Annotated in this window: 28 protein-coding genes and 1 pseudogene; 12 read left to right on the top strand and 17 right to left on the bottom strand. The window is 67.1% G+C overall.

All coding sequences use genetic code 11. The features are described 5' to 3' along the window. The first annotated feature begins 222 nt into the window (after positions 1–222). Positions 223–1143 carry a LysR family transcriptional regulator gene (locus tag ACK5IN_RS02445; RefSeq protein WP_416894639.1) on the top strand — a complete coding sequence of 307 codons (921 nt, stop codon included), beginning with the start codon at positions 223–225 and terminating at the stop codon, positions 1141–1143. 89 nt (positions 1144–1232) lie between these two features. Then, positions 1233–1331 (top strand): annotated as a pseudogene (locus ACK5IN_RS02440) (FAD-dependent monooxygenase); the annotation flags it as partial. Positions 1332–1698: 367 nt separating this feature from the next. Here ACK5IN_RS02440 and ACK5IN_RS02435 read toward each other — a convergent pair. From ACK5IN_RS02435 to ACK5IN_RS02420, 4 genes are all read right to left on the bottom strand, one after another. Further along, complete coding sequence (locus ACK5IN_RS02435; RefSeq protein ID WP_416894638.1) at positions 1699–2616, bottom strand: LysR family transcriptional regulator; 918 nt, start codon at positions 2614–2616, stop codon at positions 1699–1701. Positions 2617–2668: 52 nt separating this feature from the next. After that, positions 2669–3631, bottom strand: coding sequence for a fumarylacetoacetate hydrolase family protein (locus tag ACK5IN_RS02430; RefSeq protein ID WP_416894637.1), 963 nt, complete (start codon positions 3629–3631; stop codon positions 2669–2671). Between the two features lies 1 nt (position 3632). Beyond that, complete coding sequence (locus ACK5IN_RS02425) at positions 3633–3926, bottom strand: putative quinol monooxygenase (protein WP_416894636.1); 294 nt, start codon at positions 3924–3926, stop codon at positions 3633–3635. Positions 3927–4043: 117 nt separating this feature from the next. Further along, the gene (locus ACK5IN_RS02420; protein ID WP_416894635.1) at positions 4044–4685 is read right to left on the bottom strand and encodes a TetR/AcrR family transcriptional regulator; all 642 of its coding nucleotides are present in this window, start codon (positions 4683–4685) and stop codon (positions 4044–4046) included. Positions 4686–4811: 126 nt separating this feature from the next. On the opposite strand from ACK5IN_RS02420, the gene ACK5IN_RS02415 reads away from it, so the two are divergent. Further along, positions 4812–6224, top strand: coding sequence for an aminomethyl transferase family protein (locus ACK5IN_RS02415; protein ID WP_416894634.1), 1413 nt, complete (start codon positions 4812–4814; stop codon positions 6222–6224). Positions 6225–6242: 18 nt separating this feature from the next. Here the strand turns inward: ACK5IN_RS02415 and ACK5IN_RS02410 are convergent, their stop codons facing one another. After that, positions 6243–7838 (bottom strand): FAD-binding oxidoreductase, encoded by a 1596-nt coding sequence (locus ACK5IN_RS02410; RefSeq protein WP_416894633.1) that lies wholly within the window; start codon positions 7836–7838, stop codon positions 6243–6245. A gap of 98 nt (positions 7839–7936) precedes the next feature. Here ACK5IN_RS02410 and ACK5IN_RS02405 point away from each other — a divergent pair, with 98 nt between their 5' ends. From ACK5IN_RS02405 to ACK5IN_RS02395, 3 genes are all read left to right on the top strand, one after another. Beyond that, positions 7937–8572 (top strand): TetR/AcrR family transcriptional regulator, encoded by a 636-nt coding sequence (locus ACK5IN_RS02405; RefSeq protein ID WP_416894632.1) that lies wholly within the window; start codon positions 7937–7939, stop codon positions 8570–8572. A 299-nt stretch (positions 8573–8871) separates the two neighbouring features. Further along, positions 8872–9105, top strand: a complete 234-nt coding sequence (locus ACK5IN_RS02400) for a YlcI/YnfO family protein (RefSeq protein ID WP_416894631.1) — start codon at positions 8872–8874, stop codon at positions 9103–9105. A 2-nt stretch (positions 9106–9107) separates the two neighbouring features. Further along, positions 9108–9425 (top strand): type II toxin-antitoxin system PemK/MazF family toxin, encoded by a 318-nt coding sequence (locus ACK5IN_RS02395; RefSeq protein WP_416894630.1) that lies wholly within the window; start codon positions 9108–9110, stop codon positions 9423–9425. On the opposite strand, the gene ACK5IN_RS02390 is transcribed toward ACK5IN_RS02395, so the two are convergent. From ACK5IN_RS02390 to ACK5IN_RS02345, 10 genes are all read right to left on the bottom strand, one after another. Then, positions 9426–10445: a dihydrodipicolinate synthase family protein gene (locus ACK5IN_RS02390; protein WP_416894629.1), complete on the bottom strand. Its 1020-nt coding sequence runs from the start codon at positions 10443–10445 to the stop codon at positions 9426–9428. 9 nt (positions 10446–10454) lie between these two features. Continuing rightward, on the bottom strand, positions 10455–11462 hold the full coding sequence (locus ACK5IN_RS02385; RefSeq protein WP_416894628.1) for an ornithine cyclodeaminase family protein: 1008 nt from the start codon (positions 11460–11462) through the stop codon (positions 10455–10457). An 84-nt stretch (positions 11463–11546) separates the two neighbouring features. Then, positions 11547–12293, bottom strand: a complete 747-nt coding sequence (locus ACK5IN_RS02380; RefSeq protein ID WP_416894627.1) for a GntR family transcriptional regulator — start codon at positions 12291–12293, stop codon at positions 11547–11549. Between the two features lie 37 nt (positions 12294–12330). Beyond that, positions 12331–13128 (bottom strand): ABC transporter ATP-binding protein, encoded by a 798-nt coding sequence (locus tag ACK5IN_RS02375; protein WP_416894626.1) that lies wholly within the window; start codon positions 13126–13128, stop codon positions 12331–12333. A 10-nt stretch (positions 13129–13138) separates the two neighbouring features. Next, positions 13139–13900, bottom strand: coding sequence for an ABC transporter permease (locus ACK5IN_RS02370; RefSeq protein WP_416894625.1), 762 nt, complete (start codon positions 13898–13900; stop codon positions 13139–13141). Beyond that, positions 13897–14715, bottom strand: coding sequence for an ABC transporter permease (locus tag ACK5IN_RS02365; RefSeq protein WP_416894624.1), 819 nt, complete (start codon positions 14713–14715; stop codon positions 13897–13899). Before ACK5IN_RS02365 ends, ACK5IN_RS02370 begins: the two co-directional genes overlap by 4 nt. Beyond that, the gene (locus tag ACK5IN_RS02360) at positions 14712–15698 is read right to left on the bottom strand and encodes an ABC transporter substrate-binding protein (RefSeq protein ID WP_416894623.1); all 987 of its coding nucleotides are present in this window, start codon (positions 15696–15698) and stop codon (positions 14712–14714) included. Before ACK5IN_RS02360 ends, ACK5IN_RS02365 begins: the two co-directional genes overlap by 4 nt. Positions 15699–15968: 270 nt before the next feature. Continuing rightward, positions 15969–16883 (bottom strand): NADP-dependent oxidoreductase, encoded by a 915-nt coding sequence (locus ACK5IN_RS02355; protein ID WP_416894622.1) that lies wholly within the window; start codon positions 16881–16883, stop codon positions 15969–15971. A gap of 30 nt (positions 16884–16913) precedes the next feature. Then, positions 16914–17432 (bottom strand): RpiB/LacA/LacB family sugar-phosphate isomerase, encoded by a 519-nt coding sequence (locus tag ACK5IN_RS02350; RefSeq protein WP_416894621.1) that lies wholly within the window; start codon positions 17430–17432, stop codon positions 16914–16916. 29 nt (positions 17433–17461) lie between these two features. Next, positions 17462–18397 (bottom strand): VOC family protein, encoded by a 936-nt coding sequence (locus ACK5IN_RS02345; protein WP_416894620.1) that lies wholly within the window; start codon positions 18395–18397, stop codon positions 17462–17464. 102 nt (positions 18398–18499) lie between these two features. Here ACK5IN_RS02345 and ACK5IN_RS02340 point away from each other — a divergent pair, with 102 nt between their 5' ends. The 6 genes from ACK5IN_RS02340 to ACK5IN_RS02315 all read left to right on the top strand — a co-directional run bounded on the left by ACK5IN_RS02340 (position 18500) and on the right by ACK5IN_RS02315 (position 23586). Further along, positions 18500–19414 carry a LysR family transcriptional regulator gene (locus ACK5IN_RS02340; protein ID WP_416894619.1) on the top strand — a complete coding sequence of 305 codons (915 nt, stop codon included), beginning with the start codon at positions 18500–18502 and terminating at the stop codon, positions 19412–19414. 111 nt (positions 19415–19525) lie between these two features. After that, complete coding sequence (locus tag ACK5IN_RS02335; RefSeq protein ID WP_416894618.1) at positions 19526–20650, top strand: FAD-dependent oxidoreductase; 1125 nt, start codon at positions 19526–19528, stop codon at positions 20648–20650. Continuing rightward, complete coding sequence (locus ACK5IN_RS02330) at positions 20647–21192, top strand: cupin domain-containing protein (protein WP_416894617.1); 546 nt, start codon at positions 20647–20649, stop codon at positions 21190–21192. Before ACK5IN_RS02335 ends, ACK5IN_RS02330 begins: the two co-directional genes overlap by 4 nt. Next, positions 21189–21623 carry a VOC family protein gene (locus ACK5IN_RS02325; RefSeq protein WP_416894616.1) on the top strand — a complete coding sequence of 145 codons (435 nt, stop codon included), beginning with the start codon at positions 21189–21191 and terminating at the stop codon, positions 21621–21623. The genes ACK5IN_RS02330 and ACK5IN_RS02325 overlap by 4 nt, the downstream gene beginning before the upstream one ends. Beyond that, a complete protein-coding gene (locus tag ACK5IN_RS02320) occupies positions 21620–22399 on the top strand; it encodes an SDR family NAD(P)-dependent oxidoreductase (protein WP_416894615.1) in 780 nt (259 codons plus the stop codon). Before ACK5IN_RS02325 ends, ACK5IN_RS02320 begins: the two co-directional genes overlap by 4 nt. 8 nt (positions 22400–22407) lie before the next feature. Beyond that, positions 22408–23586, top strand: coding sequence for an alpha/beta fold hydrolase (locus tag ACK5IN_RS02315; RefSeq protein ID WP_416894614.1), 1179 nt, complete (start codon positions 22408–22410; stop codon positions 23584–23586). 51 nt (positions 23587–23637) lie between these two features. On the opposite strand, the gene ACK5IN_RS02310 is transcribed toward ACK5IN_RS02315, so the two are convergent. Both ACK5IN_RS02310 and ACK5IN_RS02305 read right to left on the bottom strand, forming a co-directional pair. Next, positions 23638–23958, bottom strand: coding sequence for a DUF202 domain-containing protein (locus ACK5IN_RS02310; RefSeq protein ID WP_416894613.1), 321 nt, complete (start codon positions 23956–23958; stop codon positions 23638–23640). Between the two features lie 16 nt (positions 23959–23974). Then, positions 23975–24337 (bottom strand): YidH family protein, encoded by a 363-nt coding sequence (locus ACK5IN_RS02305; protein WP_416894612.1) that lies wholly within the window; start codon positions 24335–24337, stop codon positions 23975–23977. Positions 24338–24385 lie beyond the last annotated feature (48 nt).

The following is a 24385-nucleotide window of genomic DNA, read 5'->3' as shown; positions in this document are numbered from 1 at the left end:
CCAACACTCCCGGAAAACCAAGGATCAACGGGCCTCACCCCCCAACATCCGGCCGAAGTGACACGATCCAGGTGGGCTGCTGGAACGGCTCTGGGCGGATAGTACGCATCGGGGCGCAGAGACCGCTCATATGCGTGCACGCTGGCGTGATATAGGGACGAACCGTGACTGCGATCCGCGAGAACCCACGCCGCGCGGGCGGCGAGCGGTAGCATCCATGTCATGTCCGGCGACAGTTACGACCTCAACCTGCTCGTCCCCCTGCGGGCGCTGCTGGAAGAGGCGAACGTGACGCGCGCCGGACAGCGGGTGCAGATGGGTCAGTCGTCCATGAGCGCCGCCCTCTCGCGGCTGCGCGCGGTATTCAACGACGAACTGCTCGTGCGAGTCGGGCGCGACTACGAGCTGACACCGCTGGCACGGCTCCTGCTTCCACAGGTGCAGGGCACGGTGCCGCTCATCGAGCGGGTGCTGTCGAACGAGCCCGAACCGGACCCGACGGCGGCCCATCGGCGGTTCTCGATGATGATGACCGACTACGGCATGCTGCGGCTGCAGTCCGCGCTCGCAGCCGTGCGCGCGGAAGCACCGGGCATCGAGGTGGAGATGCTGCCGCTCCCCGGGCGTCCGATGGAGAGCGAACGCGAGCTGATCACGCACGACTTCGCGATCACGGTCCCCGGGATCGGCATCGACGGCCCGCACCGTGACCTCCTCGAGGACGAATACGTGTGCCTCGTCGATGCGGGCAACCCGGCGGTCCGCGACGGCGCGCTGTCCTTCGACGACTTCATCGCCCTGCCGCAGGCCGTCGCCCAGTTCGGGCGGCTGCACTTCACGCCCGCCGATCGCCGGCTGCGCGAGCTCGGCATCGACCGCCGCGAGCCGCGCGTGACGACATCCTCGTTCCTGCCGCTGCCCTCGATCGTCGCCGGCACCGATCTCGTCGCCGTCGTGCCACGGGTGCTCGCCGAACGGCTTGGGCCCGTCACCGGCACGATCGGCGTCGACGCGCCCTTCGGCTCCATCGAGATCGCGCTCAAGCTGTGGTGGCATCCGAGCCACGACGCCGACCCCGTGCATGTCTGGTTCCGCGATCGGCTCACCGCTGAGCTGGCAGCGGAACTCGCCGGCGCACGATAGGACCCATCGCGGCGCGGAGGTTCCCCCGCGGCGTGCGTCGACGTAGCGTGCTGAGAAATCAGCAGCATGCAACAGGAGGCGCGCCGCCGATGACCACACCCTCTGCGCTTGTCGTGGGCGGCAGCATCGCCGGATGCCTGACCGCCCTCGTGCTGGCCGACCACGGCATCGAAACCACGCTCGTGGATCGTGCCTCGCACTGGAGCATCGGTGACGATGACCTCAGTGCGTCGGAGGCGTTGTTCGGTGCCGTCGGATTGGGCGGTCCCAGCGACGTCGCGAGCCTGGTGAGTCTGCTCCGTGAGCGGGGCATCGAGAGCAGGCTCGGCGCGGAGGTACTGGGTCTGAGCCCGGTCGACGCGCACGTTGAGGTCGAGCTCTCGGCCGGTCCGAGCAGGTTCCGGCCCCGGATCCCGCTGGTCACCCGCGGGTGGTGTTCGTTGACGCCGGGCAAGAGGCCGGAGCTCTCGCAGACGATGCCGCGCAGCGCTGGATGCGAGCGCTGGATGCGGCGTCGCGCATCGCCCACGGCGGCACCGTTCGCCCGTAGCCACATCAGGCGCCCGTCGGGAATTCGACCCGTTCGGCCACCCGCCGCAGCAGGTCGATGAGCCAGCGCAGGGCAGGGTCGTCCGTACGGGACGGATGCCAGAACACCGACTCGACGAGCACCGGCAGCCGGAGCGGCAGCGACACGATCGCCAGATCGAGCTCGTCGGCGTACATGTCGGCGAGGCGTGCGGGGACGAAGCCGTACTTGTCGGTTCCCGCCACGGTGAACAGCACCGGCAGGAAGCCGGTCACGGTCCGGGCGATGCGGGGTGCGATACCCGCCTCGGTCAGAGAATCGTCCGCATACATGACGATGCCGTCGGCGAACACCACTTGCACATAGGGCAGCTCGGCGAGGTCATCCAGCGCGAACGCGCCGCCGCGCAGCCGCGGATGGGTGCGGCTCGCGATGCAGACCATGCTGTCGGAGAACAGCGCCTGATGCCTACCGGGAACGGCGCGCACGGGGGTGGTGACCGCGACATCGTCGCGCAGCAGATCGACAGGGCTGACGTTGGTCAGCGGGCTGAAGTCCACCGTGACCCCGGGTGCCTCCGTCTCCAGGAGGTCCAGCAGAGGCGCCGTCATGACTGACAACGCGTAGTCGGACGCCGTCAGGCGGAACTGCCGGTTGCTGGTGGTCGGGTCGAACATGGGACGCATGTTCAGGGTGTGCTCGACCTCGGTGACGGCGCTGTGTACGAGTGGCTGCAGCATCCGCGCCTTGTCGGTCAACTCGGACAGCCTGCCGGTGCGGATCAGCAGCGGGTCGTCGAGCAGAACGCGCAGCTTCGCGACGGCTCCGCTCACCGTCGGTTGAGTGCTGCCCAGCACCTCGGCTGCGCGGGTCAGGCTGCGCTCCGCGAGGATGGCATCGAGCACGACGAGGAGGTTGAGGTCCACGTCGTGCAGCTCGTCCACCGCCGCCCCCTTTGCCGTCAGTGCCAGTCTAGGGGCGGCGGTGGGGTGATGATCAGAGCCGGTCGGCCGCGTACGTGCGACGCGCACGCGGGGTCGTGTGGCCCGGGCTTGTCGGCTCGACGATGCGGTTCTCGATCGTACCGAGACCCTCGACGGTCATCGTGACGACGTCCCCGGGCTGCAGTGGCGGCGGGGTGAGCTCGCCGCCACGCGCCCAGCGCTCTGACAGGGCTCCCTGCGAGGCGGTCCCGGTGGCGAGCACATCGCCCGCGCCGACCACGGCACCGCGCGACGCATGCACGAGCATCTCCTCGAACGACCACGACATGTTGCGCAGGTTGTCGGTGCCGACGACCTCGCCGTTGACGGCGACGCTCATGTCGAGCGCGTAGCGGTCGCCCTCGCGGAACTGCTCGAGTTCGTCGGGCGTTGTCAGCCACGGGCCCATGGTGTTCGCGAAGTCCTTGCCCTTCGACGGCCCGAGCCCGATGCGCATCTCGTTGCCCTGGATATCGCGCGCGCTCCAGTCGTTGAAGAGGCAGAACCCGGCGATGTGCTCATGGGCCTCTTCGATCGGCACGTCGCGCACCGTGTTCTTCACGATCATCGCGACCTCGAGCTCGAAATCGAGCCGTTGCGTGAACGGCGGCATCGGTACATCGGTACCGGTCGGCAGCAGTGACCACGGGTTCATGAACAGGAACGCCGGTGCCTCGTACCACTGGTCCGGCACCGGTGTGTCGGGCCCGTCGAGCTTTTTCATACCGGCGATGTGCGCCTCGAACACGAGGAAGTCGCGCATCGCGCGCGGCTGCACCGGCACAGCGAAGGTCGCATCATCGACCGGGCGTCGCTGCTGCCTGCCCGCCTTGGCGAGCAGCTCGCGACGCTCCTGCTCGGGCGCCTGCAGCAGCGTCAAGATGTCGGGGTCGCCGGGCAGGTCCTGCACCCGGTCGTGGAAGACCACGCCCGTGTGCTCGATGCCGTTTTCGACATAGCGAGCGTACCGGGGCACGTCAGAAGTCCAGCGTCTCGTAGAAGTCGCGCTGACGGGTCTCGAGCGCGGGAATCGCCTGTCCGAGTGCCCACTGCTCGAAGTGCGGGTAGGTGGCGTGCTTCTTGAAAGCGGCCTCGTCGTCGTACACCTCGAAGATGCGGAATGTGTTCGGCTCGGCAGGGTCCTGGTACGCCTGGTAGTACTGGTTCCCCGGCTCCTCGCGCGAGGCGGGCGAGAGCTTCTCGAGTGCGTCGCGGACGGCCTCGGCCTCTCCGGGCTTGGCGATCCAGGTGGCTGCGCATACAAAGGCCATGGAGGTTCCTCTCAACATCGTCGTTGGGGCCATCGCCCCGCGACTCACGGTACGGTGGGTGGATGCCGCGGGCCACCGCGCGGAGCCGATGCCAGGCATCGGCCGCCGCCGGGTGTGTCAGACCGGAGGTGTGAGGAGCACGAGCCGGCACACCCCCGGCAGTCGTTCGTCCGGCGGTGGCCACAGTGCGCCCGCGTCGCGGAACTCTCCGCCGAACGCAACATCCCACGAGATCGCCTCAAAGGCCATACCGAACACCGCGCGCACGGAGGCTTCCGGGTTGGGCTGCGGCAGGTCGTCCGCGCGCTCCATCACACGTGCCGTGAAGGCATCCGCCATCTTCCCGATCGCGACCGCGCCGCTCGAACGCATGACGGGGTCGCCCGCCGCCCGCAGCACGATGGCCCGCACGATACGTGCGCGTTCGCGCACGTGGGAGACGAGCAGCTGCACGGCGTGCTCGATGAACGAGGGTGTGTCGAGCTGCTGCCACAGCGGTCGGTCGGCGTACATCGCGTCGACGGCGGCCAGCATCTCGCCCATCGCGTGGTCGTGCACCACGCGCACGAGCGCATCCTTGTTCTCAAACCGGGTGTATACGGCCCCCGCCGAGGTGTGTGCCGCGCGACACACTTCGGCGATGGTCAGGCCGTCGTAGCCGCGGGCCGCGAACACCTCGAGGCCCGCGTCGAGCACGCGCTCCAGCGTCCGCTGCGAGCGCTCCTGCTGGGGTGGCCGCAGGCCGGGCGTGTCGAGCATGCCTCCAGTGTCGCAGGCGCTCGCTCCCGTCGCCCGATGATATGCATCGACAGAACAAATTGATAATCCTGATTCTGATTGACTACGGTCGAGCCACACACGATGTCCACCGCCGAAGGAGACGACATGACCACGCAGAGCCTCGAGTCCCTGCTGCAGCAGGCCGGCGGCCCCGTCAGCCTGCTGCGCGCGCACAAGTACGATCGCGCCGACGCGCGGCCGGAGTATCAGCCGCAGCAGATCATCCCGGTCATCCCGCAGGAGTTCTCGCTGTGGGAGCGCGAGACCCGATCGTGGCGCGAGGGGGTCTCGCTCTTCGACCAGACGCACCACATGTCGGGCGTCTTCCTTGAAGGACCCGACGCGCAGCAGCTGCTGAGCGACATCGCGATCAACGACTTCTCGACGTCGCGACCCGGTGTCGCGCGCCAGATCGTGTGCGTCAACGACGCCGGACACCTCATCGGCGACGGCATCGTGTTCCACCTCGATGAGCAGCGCTTCTCGGCATACGGCGCCGGGTTCGTGCAGAACTGGATCATGTTCCACGCCCAGACCAGCGGCTACGATGTCGAGGCCGTCTACGACACGAAGGCGCCGGTGTACCCGAACGGGTACGCCCACACGCGCCCCGACTGCCGTTACCAGATCCAGGGTCCACTCGCGGGTGCGCTCATCGAGAAGCTCAACGGTGGCCCGCTGGGCGATGTCAGGTTCTTCCACATGACGGAGATGACCATCGGCGGGCAGCGTGTGCGGGCGCTACGCCACGGCATGGCCGGTGCTCCCGGCCTCGAGGTGTGGGGCCCTTACGAGCACCGGGATGCGATTCGGGACGCCATCATCGAGGCGGGCCGCGAGTTCGGGCTCGAGCTGGTCGGCGGCATGGCCTACCTGATCGGTGCGGTCGAGTCGGGCTGGTACCAGGCGGTCGTGCCGGCGGTCTACACGGGCGACGCGATGCGCGCATACCGCGAGTGGCTGCCCGGCAACCTCGGCGAAGGAATGATCCGCTTGAGCGGCAGTCAAGCGCACGATCGCATCGAGGACTACTATCGCACCCCGTTCGACCTCGACTACGGCAAGCTGATCCGCTTCGACCACGAGTTCATCGGCCGCGACGCATTGCTGAGCCGCCGCGACGAGCCCGCACTCCAGAAGGTCACGCTGCAGTGGAACACCGAGGATGCGGCATCCCTCTTCGCCGAGATGCTCACTCCGGGCGGCCGTGACGTACGCTTCCTGCACCTGCCGGTCATGTGCGACAAGATGGACAAGCACTACGACACGCTGATGCTCGGCGCCCGCGACGTCGGCAACTCGGCCTACACCGCTTACACCGCCAACGAGCGCTCGATCCTCTCGATCGCACTCGTTGACGAGTCGGTGCAGATTGGCGACGAGGTCGTCATTGGCTGGGGCGAAGCCGGTGGCGGCTACGGCGACAGGCTCGTGCCGCGGACCGACATCGCCGAGATCCGGGCGATCGTCAGCCCGGCGCCCTACGCGCGCGTCGCGCGCGAGGACTACCGGCGCTGACTCGTGTCGTGACGATGGTCAGCGCTGTGGGCGCAGCGCGGCCGGCCAGATGCCGTGGCGTCCGGGGCTGAGGAGACCTTGCGGGTCGACGGCATCCTTGATCTTCTCGACGAACCGGCGGTACGCGTGGTCGCCCCACCCGTACTGCTCCTGCGCGAGATCCATGAACTGCAGGTGGGCGCGGTATTCACCGAAGCCGATCCGGCCGGCTGCGGTGACCAGCTCGCGGATGGCGCGGTAGGCGTCCTCCGTTGCTTCGGCGTCGTCGATGTTGAAGGTGATGCCAGCCACCGAGCACGCCGACCGCTCGTTGACGACGATGATGTCGGAGGTGTGGTCGATGCCGTTGCGCTCGAACTCGGCCTTCAGCCACATCTGCAGACCGTAGACCTCCTGGCCGGTCAGCGGCACGACGGGGGCGAAGCTCATGTGCCCACCGTTGTCGCCGCCGCGCCAGCCGGCCATCGTGTTCCAGTCGAGGTTCGGCACGCCCGCGTAGACGCGGTCGCTCGGGTCGGGCAGTGACCCCCATTCCCCTGGCCCGGTCGTGGTGTGACGGATCGTGGCGCCCGGGATCGCCTCGAACGCCGTGATCGACTTCTGCAGATTGTGCTCGTTGACCACGCGATCGCCGTAGAGCGCGAAGCGCAGGTGCCAGCGGCCGATGCCGATCTTCGCGGCGATCTCGTCGATGACCTCGTCGGGGATGATGCCCTCCTCGGGTTCGTACCAGTTCACGCGCGGGGCGATGGTCGAGGCGATGAGGAGGGTGTTGAGTATGCAGGGCACGCCGTCGATCGTGCCGTCCAGACGCAGGCGGCGCAGGGTGTCGACGAGCGGGATGAGGTCTTCGTCGCGCTCCACATCGATGTGCACGTGGGTGATGACCTCGGGCTTGGGCATGAGCCAGATGCCGAGCTTGGTGACCACGCCGAAGTTGCCCTGGAAGAAGAGGGTCTCGATGGATGGCCCGAGGTTGCGCTTGTAGAGGTTCCAGCTCTTGTTGTTCTCCATCGCACCCATGCCGGTGCGCAGCAGCTCGCCGTCGGCGGTGACGACTTCGAGCCCGCAGATGTTACGCCAGTCCTTGCCGTAGGGCAGATAGGTCAGGCCGTTGTCCTGCTGGTTCCCGCCCATCGAGCCCCAGCCGATGTCCGGGACCGCCACCATCAGGTCGGCGCCGGCGGCCTCGATGGCGTCGTAGATGTCTTGGAAGCTGGCACCGGGCTCGACGAGGGCGACGCCCAGCTGCGGGTCGATCGACAGCACCCGGTTCATGCGGCGGAAGTTGATGGTGATGCCGCCGGAGACCAAGGGCGCTGCGCCTCCGTACCCGTTGTTGCGGCCCTGGCCCTGGGCCCAGATCGGTATGCCGTGGCGGCAGGCGATGCGCACGATCTGCTGCACGTGCTCGGCGCTGTCGGGCTGGACGACGCCAGTGGTGGCGAAGGCATCCCAACTGCCGGGCTGGTACGGGTCGCGGAACTCACCGCTGCCGTCACCGGCGATGACGCGGTCGGCGCCGATGATCTCGGCGATCTCACGCAACGCCGTCTGCACGTTCTCGGCGGGAACGCTGGCGGTGACGACGGGAAGGAAGTCAGGGGTGGTCATTTCTCTCCTTTGAGGAAGAACGGATGCCTGTAGCACAAACTATAGTGGGTGCTATTGTTGTGCAAGAGAGCCGCTGAAACCGTGGCTACTGTGGAGGAATGACCGCCGACCTCGAAGTGCGCCCGCCGCAGCAGGAGCGCAGTCAGGTCGCGTGGAATCGCGTGCTCGATGCCGGTGTCGCGATTCTCGATGAGATCGGGTACACGGGTTTCACGATCGCCGCCGTGTGCAAACGCGCGGGCGTCACGCCGCCGGCGATCTATGCGCGCGTCCGCACGAAGAAGGCGCTCTACCTCGCTGTTTTCGAGCGCGGATTCTGCCCGATCCGCGCCAAGCAGGTGCGTGCACTCGACCCGTCACGATGGACCGACGCCTCGCCCGGCGAGGCCGTGCGCGCGGCGATCGCAGCGATCGTGCGCACCTCGCTCGCCCACGAGGCGTTCTTCCGCGAGATCGCGCTGCGCGCCGAGGTCGACCCCGAGGTCGCGCAGCGCACGCACGAGGCGCGCGTGTGGACGGCCGATCTGTTCCGCGACGTCGCGCTGCGGCATCCCTCAGCTCTTCGCGACCCGTCCCCGGATCGGGTCGACGCCTGCTTCCGCATCGTCTTCGCGGCCCTCATGGCGCGCATCGCCGTCTCGAACGCCCTCGACATCGGCACACCACGCAGTGACGACGAGCTCATCGATGACCTGCAGGAGACTGCCGTGCGTTTCCTCTTCTCCGATTCTTAGGCCAGTGGTGCCGATCGTGGTCGATGCTTCCGTCACGATCTTCTGGTTCCTTGCTGTCGAGTGGTCGCCGGAGGTCGACGCGCTTCGGGATGAAGCGGTGTGTGTGGGGGATCATCGTGCCGTCGATCTGGATGTACGAGGTCACCAACCGCTCGGGGCGCGCAGTGACGGATGGCGTCACGTCCCTTGCGGAAGTGCGTTCGTCCTTCGACTCGTCGCGGAGGTCGCCGTGCTGCCGGCCCCTTGACGCCGCCGATACACGCATCCCATCGTGGGATCCGGCACGGTATCATGCTCCTATGAGCACGCAGATCGCTGTCCGACTCCCCGACCCTGTCGTCGAGTTCCTCGATAGCGCCGTCGCCGATGGCCGCGCCTCGAGCCGTGCCGCACTGGTGACGTCAGCAATCGAGCGCGAGATGCGTCGTCAGCTGGCGGAGCGAGACGTCCAGATCCTCGAAGCTCCTGGCAGCGTGGACGATCTCGACAGCCTCGTCGACTGGACTGTACGCAACGCTCGCTTCGAGGACTGAGTGTGCGAGAGATCTGTCTCGCACGTCTGGACAGGACCCGCCCAGTCCTCATCCTGACGCGTGAACTCGCGCGCCATACGATGACGAAGGTCACCGTCGCGCCTATCACCTCCACGGTCAGGGGACTGAGCAGTGAGGTGCCGGTCGGCGTGCGCAATGGCCTCGTTCATGAGTGCGCTGCTGTGCTCGACAACGTGGTCACCATCCCGACTGCGCTGCTCGGGAGGACGATCGGACTCCTCGCCGACGACCAGGAGCCTGCCCTGGCCCGGGCAATCGCTCTCGCCTACAACCTCGACATCCCGCTGCTCAGCACCTGATCACACCGGGTTGCGGCCGATGAAGAACTCGTTGAACGGGTCCATGCTCGGCTCGAACCCGGCATCGAGCAGGCCCTTGCGCAACGCGCCCATCTGCGGGTCGTGGATCTTCTGAGTCGGCAGGCGCAGCGGCCCGCCGTTGTACCCCTGCAGCCAGCCCTGAAACTTCCACAGCTGCCGGTCGATGAAGTGGCCGCCGTTGAGCTGCTGCGCCATCTGCCCCTTGACCTTGCGGGCCGGATGCATCTTCCAATACAGCTCGGTGACCTCATCGAAGCGCTGCTCACGCAGCAGATTCATCGCGTGCGGGATTGTCGGGCCCCAGAACTCGTGATCGCTCGTGGCAGACAGCTGGATTGGGATGAGTTGGCCCAGCGGGAGCAGCTCGCCCTCGATGGGGCACGAGATGACCACTTCATCGCCGAAGAGTCGGTACGCCTCGACGAGGCCCATGATCGACGGGAACCCACCCTCGGCCTTGATCACGGCGACGTTGGGGATCTCGTCGATCATGCGGCGCAGCAGGCGCGCCGGTATGTCGGAGGGGTGGATGCGCTGGCTGAAGCCCCACAGGAACATTGGGAACACGATGACGGCGAGGTTCGTCGCATCGCACACGGCCTTGGTGTAGTCGAAGATCTCCTGCTCCGACTCGGGGTAGAAGTTCGGTGGGTACGACAGCAGCACGAGTTCGGCGCCGGCCGCCTCGGCGCCGAGCACGGCCTCGATGTTCTGCTCGAGCGTCGACCAGCTGCCGTGGTGCACGACAACGAGATCGTCGCCGCCCTCGTCCTTCATGATCTCCATGAACTCGAGATATTCCGGAAGCGTGATGTTCACTTCCGACACGGCGAGCGAGCCGAGGAAGCCGTGCTGCTTCGCCAGCCGCACGTCGTGACGGATGCCCTTCTCGTTGATCTTCGTGAGGTTGGTAGTGAACGACGGGATCGTGCAGTTCACCGCACCGATGAGACGCTCGCGGGCCCAGTCGCGGGCTTCGGACTTCGTGTAGTTCGCCATGATGCTTCCTTACTTGCGGATGGACAGGATGCCGACCGGCAGGGGTGTGCCAATGCCCTGTGCGACGGCGCGGTCGTAGAGAAGTTCGGCCAAGACGATGTCCTGGAACCCGCTGCCGGTGGACTTGTAGATCGCGATGCCATGCTCGGGCCTGGTTGCGGAACCGCCGAGTAGATCGTGCAGCGACACCGTCGTGGCATCCACTTCGATCCCCTGTTCGCGCGCGACGATCATGTCGCCACTGTCGTGCAGCACCTCGTCGAGTGCGTCGGCGACGATGAGCGCGGCCTGTCCAATGAGGGCAGGGTCGAGCTCACGCTGCGATGCCGTGGTGGAGCCGACCGACACGATCGTCGCGTCGGGGGCGACCCAGTTGGCGTAAACAGTCGGCGACTCGTCGCGCGAGCGCGCCGCGCACAGCACGAGATCGGCGTCCGCGACGGCCTCCTGCGCCGACGCGACGGCGGTGATCGCGATGCCGATCTCGGCGCTCAGCTCAGCTGCGAAGCGTTCGCGGTTGGCCGGGGTGGGGCTCGACACGCGCACGCTCTCGATGCGGACGATGCGGGATGCCGCGCGCAGCTGTGAACGGGCCTCGAATCCGCTGCCCACCACCGCGACGGTGAGCGGCCGGTCAGGGAGCAGCGCGGTGAGTGCGGCTGCGGCGGTTGCCGCTGTGCGAATGCCGGTGATGCGGTTGCCGTCGATGAGTGCGGCCAGGCGCGAGTCGCGCTGGTCGAATAGTGTGATGAGGTAGCTCGCGAGGCCGTTCGTCATAGATGCCGCGATGGTCTTCGAGCCCGCGAATCGCGCGCCCGGGGGAGCGGACGGCATCACGCGCTGCCAGCCCGTCGCGGTCACGGCGACGGCGCGCTCGGGCGTGGCCTTCGCGTCTTCCGGACGAGTGTAGGCCTCACGTAGGGCTGTGATCGCTGAGTCCCAGTCTGCGAGCGCTGCGACATCGTCGTCGGTCAGGAACAGGGTGGCGGGCTCAGCGACGAGGTCGCTCGTCGTCATGCAATCTCCCTTGTATGCAATATATTTTGTGCACAATATTTTACACACAAATCGAGTTCAGTTGCGAGTCGCGGAAGGTTTACGTCAGAATGCCGTCACTTCGACGGCACGCGCGGGAATTCCCTCGGCCTTCGTGACAGCGAGGAGCATCTCGGCATCGCGGGGTACCGCATCCATTCCACGCGTGCGAAGGTACGCATTCAGGATGTGGTGTTGTGTCGCCCGTCGTGCTGTGGCGGCCTCTCCCGCACGGCACGCTTCGAGGATCGTCCAGTGCTCGGTGTTGACACCGCTGCTTCGCACGTCGAAATGCAACCGAATGCGATCCGCTTCGACTTGAAGGCTGTCCACAAGACGGATAAGCGATTCGCGACCCGATGCCGCGTAGAGCGTGCTGTGGAACAGGCGATTGTACTCGTTGAAGACACCGAGCGAGTACTCCTCACGGGCCGCGATGTGCCCATCGAGTTCGACGAGTGCCGACTCCATCTCGCTGAGCCGGTACGCGTCGAGCTGAGACACCCCGAGACCTGCCGCGAGACCCTCCATCTGAAGGCGCAGTGCGACATTCTCCTCCAGGCGCACCGGGTCCACGCCGGCGACAACCGTGCCCTTGTAGGCCTGGCGGTCGACCAGGCCCTCGCGCTCGAGTTGCAGCAGTGCTTCGCGAACCGGTGTGCGGCTCACCTGCAGGTCAGTCGCGATGGCATCTATGTCGATGCGCTCACCGGGAGTGAGATCGCCGATCATGATCTGCCGTTGAAGGTGCCGGAATACCAGATCTGTGGCACGGCGGGAGCCAGGTTCCGGGATCGGACGAGCTGACGTCATGGGCGGGCCTTTCGCGGAGCGCTGAGATCGGGGAATGCTACTCAGTATCCACCAGAGACGCGCGGCCCGCGGCGCTGATCAGGCCGTGGATGTGCGCGCGAAGCGACAAGAACTCGAGTTCGGCTTTCGTCGCGATCTGGTCACGCGGCGAAGGGAGCTTCACCCGCACCGTCTCCGTCACTGTCGCCGGTCGCCCCGACAGGACGACGACTTTGTCGGAGAGGTAGACAGCCTCGTCGATATCATGCGTCACGAGGACGATGGTGACGCCCAGTCGCTCGCGTAGGTCGAGCATCAGGTCTTCCAGATCGGCACGCGTCTGGGCGTCTACCGAGGCGAACGGCTCGTCCATGATGAGCACCTCGGGACGGTACGCGAGGGCGCGCGCGATCGCCGCGCGCTGCTGCATTCCGCCCGACATCTGCCACGGGTAGAGGTCGCTGGCATGGGCGAGCCCGACATCCCGGAGCGCCAGCTGAACACGCTCGCGACGCTGCACGCGGCTGAGCTTGGAACGGCGCAGCGGCAACTCGACGTTCGCACCGACACGCATCCACGGCATCAGTGATCGGCTGTAATCTTGGAAGACGACGGCCATCTTTGCCGGCGGTGCGGTCACGACCGCGCCGTCGAGCAGAACACGACCCTCGTCGGCGGGTCCGAGCTGGGCCAGGCAGCGGAGAAGTGTCGTCTTGCCCACGCCGGACGGGCCGACGATGCACACGAACTCCCCCGCGGCGGCCGTGAACGTCACATCGCCCAGCACCTTGGTGGCGCCGAAGCGCTTGCGAAGGTGCTCGACCGCGAGGACTGCGGTTGTCTGTGCAGTGGACATGGGTATCCTTTCAGCCTCGGGAGAGGCGGTGCCACGCGAGCACGCGGTGTTCGATCAGCCCGAACAGGACGTTCAGGAGATAGCCGATGATGCCGAGCAGGATCATCCCCGACCACATCTCGGGGAGCGAGAACTGCCGTTGCGACTCGAGGATGAAGTAGCCCATACCGCTTGAGCTTCCCAGAAGCTCACTGGCGACCATCAGCACGACGGCGACGGCGAGACTGGCGCGGATCCCTGCGAAGATCTGAGGGCTGGCAGCGGGGAGAACGATGCGGAAGATCCAGTCGACGGGCGAGATGCGCGTTGAGCGCGCGACGTCGACGACGGCGGGGTGAATCGCACGCACGCCGTCCATCGTGTTCAGCAGGATCGGCCAGACGGCACCGAGAACGATGATCGTCACCCGCATCTCAATCCCGATTCCGATCAGCTGGATCGCCAGAGGGAGCAGGGCGACTGCGGGAAGGTACCGAAGGAACTGCAGGACTGGGCTGACGGTCTCGCTGATAAAGGGGGAGAGTCCCAGGATCACCCCCGCCGTCACTCCGATGACGATCGACGCCAGGAGGCCAAGTCCGATGGAGGCGAGGCTGGGAGCGACATGCACGGGCACCAGGTCGAAGATCCACAGCTCCCGGAACCTTGTGAGGATGGTCTCCAGCGGAGGGAAGTAGAACGATGTCGAGTTCGCGCTGGTGAACCACCACGTGACGACGACGGCGATCGGCAAAAGCAACGCGAGGCCGAGATTGCGGAGACGTCGCGTCATCGTGCTTCCTTCCGAAAGGAGGGATGCCAGCGCAGCATGACCCGTTCCAGTGCGACGAAGGCGGCGTTGAGGGCGATACCAAGGATCCCGGCGAGGACGATATACGCATACATCTTTGCAACCGCTCCACCGAGACTGGTCAGAACGATCTGCTGCCCGATCCCGGGCGACGCGATCACAATCTGCACGCTGAGCGTGAGGAGCAGACAGATCGCCGCACTGAGGCGGAGCCCCGTCGCGATGTACGGAGCCGCGGTGGGAAGGATGAGCCGCGTGAGCACGTCACGTCGGCGCACTCGATACGAGCGGTAGGTGTCGCGGGCAACCGGATCGACGTCGCGCACTCCGTAGATCGTCTGGAGGAGCACGGCCCACACGGCGCCGAAGCTCGCCAGCAGAATTGGACTCTGGATGCGGGTCCCGAACATCAGTAGGACGAGTGGAACCAAAGCGAGCGCGGGAATCGTTCGGCAGAAGTCGAGCAGGAACACGGACGACTGGTACGCGAGCCGGCTTGCTCCGAGGGGGAAGCCCACGCCGATGCCCACGATCGCCGATGCGGCGAAAGAGATCGCCCACGCGCCCATGGTGATGCCTAGCGGGACCCAGACAGACCCGTTGGCGAAGATTCCAACGAGCGCGATCGCGACGTCGGTAGGCACCGGAACTGCACCGAGACCACCGCCGGAGGCAGCAAGTTGCCAGCCGACCAACAGTAGAGCGATGAATGCGATCTTGGCGAACGTGGTGGTGACGTTCAGATGAGGGAGCCGACCAAACAGGCCGACTCCCCCCACCGTGTTGGCATGCCTCATGGCTTCCAGAGCACACCGGCTGTGTCGAACTCGTCCTCGATGAACCCCTGGGCGTACATTGCGTCCGCGAAGAACTGGATGTTCGCGTCGGTAATCTGCGAATTATACACCGGCAGCAGCGCATTTGCGAGCGCCTGCTCTGACATCTCTGTGTAGGTCGCCATGATGCGGCGCACCTCAGCGGGGTTCTCCGCGGCGTAGGCGACAGCCTTCGTCATTGCCGTGGTAAAGCGGACGGCGACATCGGGTTCTTCATCGAGGAACGTGCTGCTCGCAACCCAGGTGGTGCCGACTTCGCCGCCGAGGCCATCCACGAACGGCTGCGAGAGCAACGCGAGCCCGTCAGCCTTTGCCTGCGTGAGGAAGGGCGTGACCACGACAGCTGCGTCGACGCGGTCCGACTGTAGCGCAGAGACCATGTCCGGGTAGGCGATCTCGACAAAGTCGACGGAGTCCGGGTCCACATCGTTCGCTTCGAGCGTGAGCCGCATGGCGAGTTCCGGGGCGGACCTCAGGCCGACGACTGCGATCGTCTTGCCCTCGAGTTCGGTGACGTCGGAAAGCCCGCTGTTCGCGGACGCGATGAGTGCCGCACCGTCTAGGAAATCGGCACCGCTACCGTAGTGGTCGTTTGCGAGCACGATGTTGAGGGGGAGCCCCTTGGAGGCTCCTGTGATGGTTGGTACCGGAGAGACGAGGGCGAACTGAAGCTCATCATTCAGGAGCGACGGAATTGCTGCTGCAGCTGCCTGGATGATCGTGGGTGTCACTTCGAGGTTCTGCTCCTCGAAGAAGCCCTGATCGATTCCCAGATAGACCGGCGCAGCATTCGCGATGGGCGTCACACCGACAGTGATGGTGGCCGCCGGGGTGGCTTCACCCGAAGGGAGACTCTCACTGGTCGGGCCTGAGGCACAGCCGGCAAGAGTCATCGCCGCGAGGGCTGCGATGACCGCCAGAGGGCGGCGCAGTGTTCGGGACATGAACTCTCCTTTGAAGGGTATTAGATGAAGCATAGAATATAATTTATTTTTTTAGAACGCGCAACGCCAGTGATCGTGCCCTGACGATGGATACCTCGCCCATCACGGTGCCCCCAGGCACACCCGCAACACGAACGCTGAACCCGTGCGGTCTGGGCGAGGCTAGGGTCGTAGACCTCTGGTTCGACAGGGATGCTCGGGTTCGGCGAGGGGATACCATGCACCGGCTGGGCGTGCGGGCTACCGGTCGCGCCGCCGGCTCCAGTCAGGTCAGGGCGTGACGACGATCTTGCCGGGCACGTGTGACCCCTCGAGCGCCGTGAACGCGGCGACCACGTCGTCGAGCGAGTACACGTCCGCGACCGGCAGCACAAGTGTGCCGTCGGCGATGCGGTCGCCCAGCTTCGCGAGGTTCTCGGCGGTGCGTGCGTCACGCTCGACGTTGTGCACACCGAGCTCTTCCAGCGCGGCGTAGGCGGCGATCGCGACCATGCGGTCGACCGGAACGCCCAGTTCGACGCCCGCGTCGAGCACCTCACGTCCGTGGCAGTCCATGACGGCGGTCACGGTACCGAGCTCGCGCACGCGCGCGGTCAGCCCCCCGCCGTACGTCACGGGTTCGACGCCGATCGAGCGCAGGAATTCGTGGTTGCGCTCAGACGCCGTGCCGATCACGTGCGCGCCGGCGGCGGCAGCCAGCTGTGCCGCCACGATGCCGACCGCACCCGACGCACCACCGACGAGCACGACATCGCCCTCGCCAACCGGTACGGTCACCAGGCACGACACCGCGGTCAAGCCTGCGATCCAGAGCCCGCCCGCGACCTCGAGTGGCACGGAATCTGCCCGCTTGGCAATTCCATCGGCGGTGGCGATCGTGCGCTCTGCGATTGAGCCCTCGCCGCGCCCGAAGACTTCGTCCCCGACGACGATCGGGGTGCCGTCCCAGTAGACGGCGCTGTCGCCGACGGCCTCGACGGTGCCGGCGACATCCGAACCGACGCGGCGCGGGAACGGCGCATTCAACGGGACGAACCCGGTGCGGATCTTGCTGTCGATCGGGTTCAGCCCCGCGGCGCGCACGCGCAGCACCACCTCGCCCGGTCCGGGCTGAGCGTCCTCCACCGTACCGATGCGAAGGACCTCGGGTCCGCCGGTCTGGTCGTACAGGGCTGCGCGGGTCATGCGGTCTCCTTCACGAATGTCTCTAACAGGTCACTCGTACGAGCGGTGGATCTGCTCGGGCTCGAGCTGCACCGCCCACCCTTCAATGGTGCCCGAGTTCTCGTACTCCTCGATCTGCAGGATCTGCCGGCCACGCTCGACCGTCTGTTCCATCGGCGAGGTGACGAACGCGTACAGGTTCAGCCACGCCGACTCCTCGAAGGCGATGCCCTCGAGCACGAGCACGTTGGCGTCGACGACCGCCCGCGCGCGCACCGAGCCGCGCGGCGAATCGGTGGTCACCGCCCGCGCGCCGTTCACCTTGTTCACAGCGACGACGCCGGCGAATGCGTCGTCCACCACCAGCACGCCGAACGCGTCGACGCTGGCGTCCTGGTCGGTGACGACGGCCGTACCGACGTGCACTGCGAAGATCGGGTAGTCGTCGCCCGGGTCGAGCTGGTCGGCGCCGTGCCAGACCACGTCGAAGCCCGCGGTGATCGCCCGCTGTTCGAGCGCGCGGCCGAGCTCGTACCCGCCGTGGTCGGCGGCGAAATGGATGCGTGTCATGATCTGACCTCCAGAGAGAACGGGCCGCTTCACACGGGGGGGGCTACGAACAGGCCCTTGTCGATGTCGTTGAACGATTCGCGGGCGACGAGCTCGCTCATCTCCTGTGCGGTGCCCCACTGGTCCTGCGTCGAGAGGTGGCTGATGTCGTGCTTGTGCGGCACCCACGTGTCGTCGTCGACCATCGCGAGCTCGGTCGTGTACTCGATGGTGTTCCCGGCCGGGTCGAGGAAGTACGCAAACGTGTTGTCGCCGGCGTTATGACGGCCGGGGCCCCAGATCATGCGCGCGCCGGCGCGCAGGATCTTGCCCGAGCCGCGCATCCACTCCTCGATGCCGCGCATCTCGAACGAAAGGTGGTGCAGCGCGTGGTGCGGGCCCATCGCCACGGCGATCGAATGGTGGTTCTCGTTGCACCGCAGGAAGTGCATCATGTCGCCGCCGTCCGGGCGCACGAGCGAGTCCGAGATCGTGAAGTCGAGGTGGTCGATATACCACTGCACGGTCTGGTTGAGGTTCGCGGAGTTGAACACGACGTGCGAGAGCTTCGCGGGGATCGGCTCGCGCTCGCGGATCTTGCGCGCCTCGCGGTGCTCATACCCGGCCGAGAACTCGAGCACGCGCCCATCGCCGTCGAACACACGGAATCCGTAGCCACCGCTGAAGCCGGCCAGCGCCTGCGGCTCGTGCACGAACTGCACCCCCTTGGCCTTCAGCTTCGCGGCGAGCGCGTCGACGTCGGAGCGGTCGCGCACGCCGAAGCCGACGAGATCGATGCGCTTGTCATCCTTGCGCAGCCGCAGGATGAACGGCTCCTCGGAGCCCTCGGCCGCGAGGTAGCTGAGCCCGTCGCCGCCCTCGACCTCGGTGAGACCCCAGTGCTTCACGAAGAAATCGCGCTCCTCCTCGAAATCGGGCACCGCGAGCGCGGCGTAGCGCAGATGGGACACGAGGCGCTGAGTCATCGTCGACCTTCTTTCCGAGTTCTGGGCGCGCAGGGCGCGTTTCCCCGAGGCTAAGACGAGTGGATGCCGCGGCACCATGGGCCCGCCGGATACCATGCATCTGTGGCGGCTGTCGACGCAGACTTGAACCTGCTCCTCGCGCTGCGCGCGCTGCTGGAGGAGGAGAACGTCACGCGTGCCGGTGCACGCCTGGGGCTCGGCCAGTCGACGATGTCGTCGGCCCTGTCGCGGTTGCGCACCCAGTTCGAGGACGAACTGCTCGTACGGGTCGGGCGCGACTACGAGCTGACGCCACTGGCCCGTCAACTGTTGCCGCAGGTGCAGCTGACGCTGCCGCTGGTCGCACAGGCACTCGGTCAGGACGAGCCGTTCGCGCCGGAGTCTACCGTGCGCACCTTCCGCATCCACCTATCGGACTATGCCGCCATCGAGCTGCGGCCCCTGTTCGCACTCGCTGAAGCGGTGGCCCCCGGCATCCGCTTCGACTTCCTGCGCCTCCCGGTCGATCCGGCCGATTCCGAGCGCGAGCTGCTCGCCAGCGACTTCGTCGTCCTTCCGCCGGGCGTCGGGCTCGACACCGAGAGCATCGAGTTGCTGCGCGATGAGTATGTGGTCATCGCCGATCGCGGCAATCCGGCGGTCGTCGACGGCGAGATCTCGCTGAAGGCGTTCCTGGCCAGCCCGCACATCCGGTGCGACTTCGGGCGCGCGCATCTCACTCAGGTCGAACGGCGGATGCATGAGCTGGATGCCTTTCCGAAGGTGCGCGTGACGACGTCGACGCTGCTGTCGGTACCGCTCATCGTTGCCGGCACCAACCTGATGGGTGTCGTGCCGCGGCGGCTCGTCGCGCGCAACGCCGCCGTCACCGGCACCGTCGCCGTGCCCACGCCCTTCCCGACGGTCGAACTGATCCTGCGGCTGTGGTGGAACGCTGCGCGCGTGCATGGCGCCGGCCACACTTGGTTGCGAGAGCTGGCAGCGCGGAGCGTCGCGAACGGCCTGCTGCGCCCCTGACGGCGATAGCAGGCATCGGGTTGCGTGACTGGTGGCACGGCGGCCCCCCCCCTAACGTCGATCACGACGACAGGCGGCCGCACCGAGGCTGCGCAGGATCAGGAGACGAAGATGTCGGTTCACAACGTGCTCATCGTCGGCGGGGGATTCACCGGCCTGACGACCGCGATCGCGCTCGCCCAGCGCGACGTGAAGGTCACCCTCGTGGACAAGGCGCCCGCGTGGGCGCGGGTGGGCCACGGCCTCACGATCCAGGGCAACGCGCTGTGGGTCTTCAAGGAGATCGGCGTCATCGACGAGGTCCTCGAGGTCGGCCAGGCCGAGAACGGTGTCACGCTGTACTGGGCCGACGGCCGTGTCATGGCCGAGATGCCCACGCCTCGCACGGGCGGCGACGACCTGCCCGCGACGATCGGTGCGCTGCGGCCCGACCTGCACGAGATTCTCGTGCGCAAGGCCGAAGAGCACGGCGTCGAGATCCGGCTCGGGCTCGAGCTGACCGACTTCGAGACTGACGGCGACACGGCCACGTCGGTGCTGTCGGACGGCACGCGGGAGACATGGGACATCATCGTCGTGGCCGACGGCATCAAGTCGGAGAACCGCGCGAAGCTCGGCATCGCCGAGGACCGCGCGCCGAGCGGCCTGGGTATCTGGCGTGCGGTCACCTCGCGCCTGCCGGAGATGACCGGCGGTATCGCCTACCCGCTCGACGACAGCGGTGCGTACAAGGTCGGGTACACGCCGGTGAGCGAAGACCAGTGTTACATCTTCGTACTGTGCCCGCCCGAGCGCCCCGACAACGGCCTGGAAGGCTGGCAGGAGGCACAGCGCCTCATGGCGAACTTCCACGGCCCGTTCGACTACCTGCGCGAATCGCTCGGTCCCGACACGTTCCTGAACTTCCAAGAGATCGAGTGGATCTTCGTTGAGGGTCCGTGGAACAAGGGCCGCGTCGTCGCGCTCGGTGAGGCCGTGCACGCCGTGCCACCGCTCATCGCCCAGGGCGCCGCGCAGTGTGTCGAGGACGCGCTGCTGTTCGCCGAGTACATGACTGCTGAGGACGACTTCGACGAGCAGCTCGCCGCCTTCCACGCCCGCCGCATCCCGCGGATCAAGGGAGTGGTGGATGCCTCGTTGCAGCTGGCCAACTGGGAGCTGCACCCCGGCACCCCCGACGCCGACCCGGGCCGTGTCATGGCCGAGGCCCTCGTCGCCCTGGTGCCCGAGCCGTGAGCGGCTTCCGGGTCCCCCGCCGCATCGTCACCGGGCACGATGCGGGCGGGGTGTCGATCGTGGTCAGCGATGCGCCCGTGCCCGTCACGCGCGAACTGCCCGATGACGGCGTCGCGTTCCACGAGGTGTGGGTGACCGACACGGTTCCGGCCGTCATCGGCGCGGGGCCCGAGGACCCCACCGCGGGCGCCATCACGGTGCCGCCGCCGACGCACGGCACGCGCATCCGCATCAACGAGTTCCTGCCCGGCAGCCTCGACGAGCACGGTTTGCAGTCGCCGGTGCACCGCACGCAGTCGATCGACTACGGCATCGTGCTCGAGGGCGAGATCACACTCATCCTCGATGACAGCGAGGTGACCGCGCGTGCCGGCGACATCGTCGTGCAGCGCGGCACCGATCACGCCTGGGCCAACCGCGGCGATACGATCGCCCGGGTCGCGTTCGTGCTGGTGGGCGCGGAGTACGGCGAGGACGCACTCGCCGTACTGCCGGCGGGCGCGATCGACGGACTCATGCACCACGGACCGAGGGACTCATGACACAGCTCGACCACGTCGGCCTCTCGGTCGGCGCTCTCGACGCCCAGGCCGACTGGTACGCCGAGGCGCTGGGGCTCGAGAAGCTCGAGCCCGGCGGTATCCCCGCCGTGGGGTTGCGTGTCGTCTTTCTCGTCGACCCCGAGTACGGGTGGGCGCTCGAGCTGCTGCACCGCCCCGGCTCGCAGCCGAAGCCGCGCGCAACCAGTGCGCCCGAGCACGTGCTCAGCCAGGGATACGGGCACATCTGCCTGCGCGTCAACGACGTGGATGCGCAGTACGATCGGCTCATCGCCGCGGGCGCGGCATCCATCATGCCCCCCGGTGACTCCCCGGTCTCCGGCGTGCGCATGGCGTTCGTCGCCGATCCCGAGGGCAACTTCATCGAGATGCTCGACCGCCCCGGCCCGCCCGGAACGGCGGTGACGACATGAATCTCCCGGGTGTAGCCGGCAACCTCTTCGTGATCACCGGTGCCGCCGGTGGCCAGGGTATGCAGGAGGCTCTGCTGCTCGCCCGGCAGGGCGCCGACATTGTGGCGGCCGACCTCCGCGATGACGCGCCCGAGCTGCGCGAGGCCGCGGCACCCCTCCGGGGGTCTGTGTCCTACCGCCGTCTCGACGTGACCGACGAGGCCGACTGGGCCGCACTCGTCGGCTCGCTCGGCGGGCGCGCCGTCAAGGGCCTCGTCAACAACGCCGGCGTCACGCACCGCGTGCGCATCGGCAACGTCGACCGGGCCGACTGGGATCGGGTGCTCGCGGTCAACGTCACCGGCGCCATGCTCGGCATCCAGGCTCTGCTGCCGCTCATGGGGCGGGGCTCGTCGATCGTCAACATCGGCTCGGCGGCAGGGCTCACCGGCCACTACACCGCCGCGTACACGACGAGCAAGTGGGCGATCCGGGGGCTTACGCATACATGCGTGACAGAGCTCGGGCCGCGAGGCATCCGGGTCAACATCGTCCACCCCGGCTACATCCGGACCGAGATGACGGCGAACGCACCGACCGCATTCCTCGACGCGAACGTCCAGATCGCGCCGCTGCACCGCGGCGGCGAGCCCGAAGAGGTCGCGAACCTTGTGGCCTTCCTGCTGTCGGACGCCGCCTCGTACATCACCGGTGCCGAGATCGGTGTCGACGGCGGCCAGTACCTCTCCGGCGTCGCGACGTTCCTCTCCGACGCCGTCCGCTCCGAGACCTCCTAGGAGATCCCATGTACATGTACTACCCCACCAACTACGTCTGGAGCATGGCGGTCGTCGCCTCGCTTAACAACGGCGGGTTCATCGACGAGGTCGACAAGGCCGCCCGTCCGGCGCTGGAGGCCTCGCAGCAGGGCGACGACGTCGGCACCGAGTTGCTGTACGCGTCGTGGCAGGCCGTCGCCGACCGTCTGCTCGCATCGGCAGAGGCCGACGAGGCGCGCGGCTGGACGCTCAGCGCATCCGACAAGTACTATCGCGCGGCGCTCTACACGTCGCAGGCCGAGCGCCTGCAGTCGCCCGCCTGGGAGGGCCGCAAGGCCGCCTACCAGAAGTCGATCGACCTGCTGCTCAAGCACGTCGAGCTCGGCGGCATCCCCGTCACCACGGTAGACGTGCCCTACCACGGCGACGACGCACCTGCGGGGTCGGCGCTGCCCGGCTACTTCTACCGTGCATCGGGCGACGGCCCGAAGCCGCTCATCATCATGTGGAACGGGCTCGACTCCACCAAGGAGATGATGTATACCTCCCGGTTCCCGCAGCAGATGGCCCGCCGCGGCATCTCGACACTCATGATCGACCCGCCCGGATCGGGTGAGGCGCTGCGCATGCGCGGCTTGCATGCCCGTTACGACACCGAGGTGTGGGCGAAGTCCATCATCGACTGGGTCGAGGCAAACGCCGCAGAGCTCGACGTCGACACCGCCAAGATCGGTCTCGTGGGCTGGTCGCTCGGCGGCTACTATGTGCCGCGTGCCACCGCGTTCGACAAGCGCATCGCGCTCGCTGTCGCGTGGGGCGCCAACTACGACTGGGCAGCCGTGCAGGAGGCCCGGCGCAACCGTGAGGGCGAGAACCCCGTGCCCCACTACTGGGACCATGTGCACTGGGTCTTCGGTGCGAAGGACGACGCCGACTTCCTCGAGAAGACGAAGAACATGCGCCTCGAGGGCGTCGTCGAGAAGATCACGGTGCCGTTCCTGGTCACCCACGGCGAGGGCGACCGGCAGATCCCGGTGAAGTATGCCTACGACGAGTACGAGGCGGCCGTGAACTCGCCCAAGCGCGAGCTGCGCATCTTCACGCAGGAAGAGGGGGGCGCCGAGCACATCGGCATCGACAACATGGAGTACGTTGGCGAGTTCACCGCCGACTGGGTTGCCGAGACCTTCGCCGAAGTGGGCTGAGCCGCTGCCGCCTCGCCGCGGCCGCGTTGCGGCGAGGCGGCAACCCTTACTTCAGCGTGCCGCGATGAAGGTCAGGGCGAGCGAGAACCCGCCCACGGCGATCGTGAACGCGACGAGCGCGAGCAGCAGCGCGCCGCCGGGCGCGCGCACATGCGGATCGGCGAGGTGGCGTGCGAACGCGCGGCTGCGGTATTGCCCGGTGGCCCAGATGAGCGTCGCGGCACAGAGCCCGAGGCACCCGATCGCTGCGCCTGCTCCGCCGATCAGCTCGGGCAGCAGGCGCAGAGCGATGAGCGAGCCGACCCCGACGGCGAGCGCTGAGCGGCGCCATGCCAGTTCGGTGCGCTCAGCCTGCGCCCCGCGGTCGCTCATCATCGCCCCTCGCCTCTCATCGCCACAGGGTGCCGAGCACGATGAGCACGCCCACGACCACGACGACGACCGCGATGGCCACACTCATGCGCGAGCCAGGCAGCGGCGCTGCGCGCCGCAGCGCCCGTTCGGTGCGCATCCAGTCAAGATACGCGGCAGGAGCGAGGACGATGCCTGTGCCGATGAGAAGAAGGGATGCCGCGAGCCGTAGCTGCGGCTGTAGATCGAGCGCCAGCGCCTCCAGCGCGACGCCTCCGGCGATCATCGCGAGGGCCGTGCGCGTCCACGCGAGGAACGTGCGCTCGTTGGCCAGCGTAAAGCGGGCGTCGGGCTCGTCCCCCGTGCGATACACCGACGGTGGGAAGCGCTTTTCGGGCACGTCAGACCCCTCTCGGACTCAGGTCAGTATGTGCGCGCAGTCGCGACC

Source organism: Microbacterium sp. (assembly GCF_047971895.1).
Taxonomy (GTDB): domain Bacteria; phylum Actinomycetota; class Actinomycetes; order Actinomycetales; family Microbacteriaceae; genus Microbacterium.
Note: the sequence above shows the minus strand (reverse complement) of the source record. Positions and strands in the feature narration are given on the sequence as shown.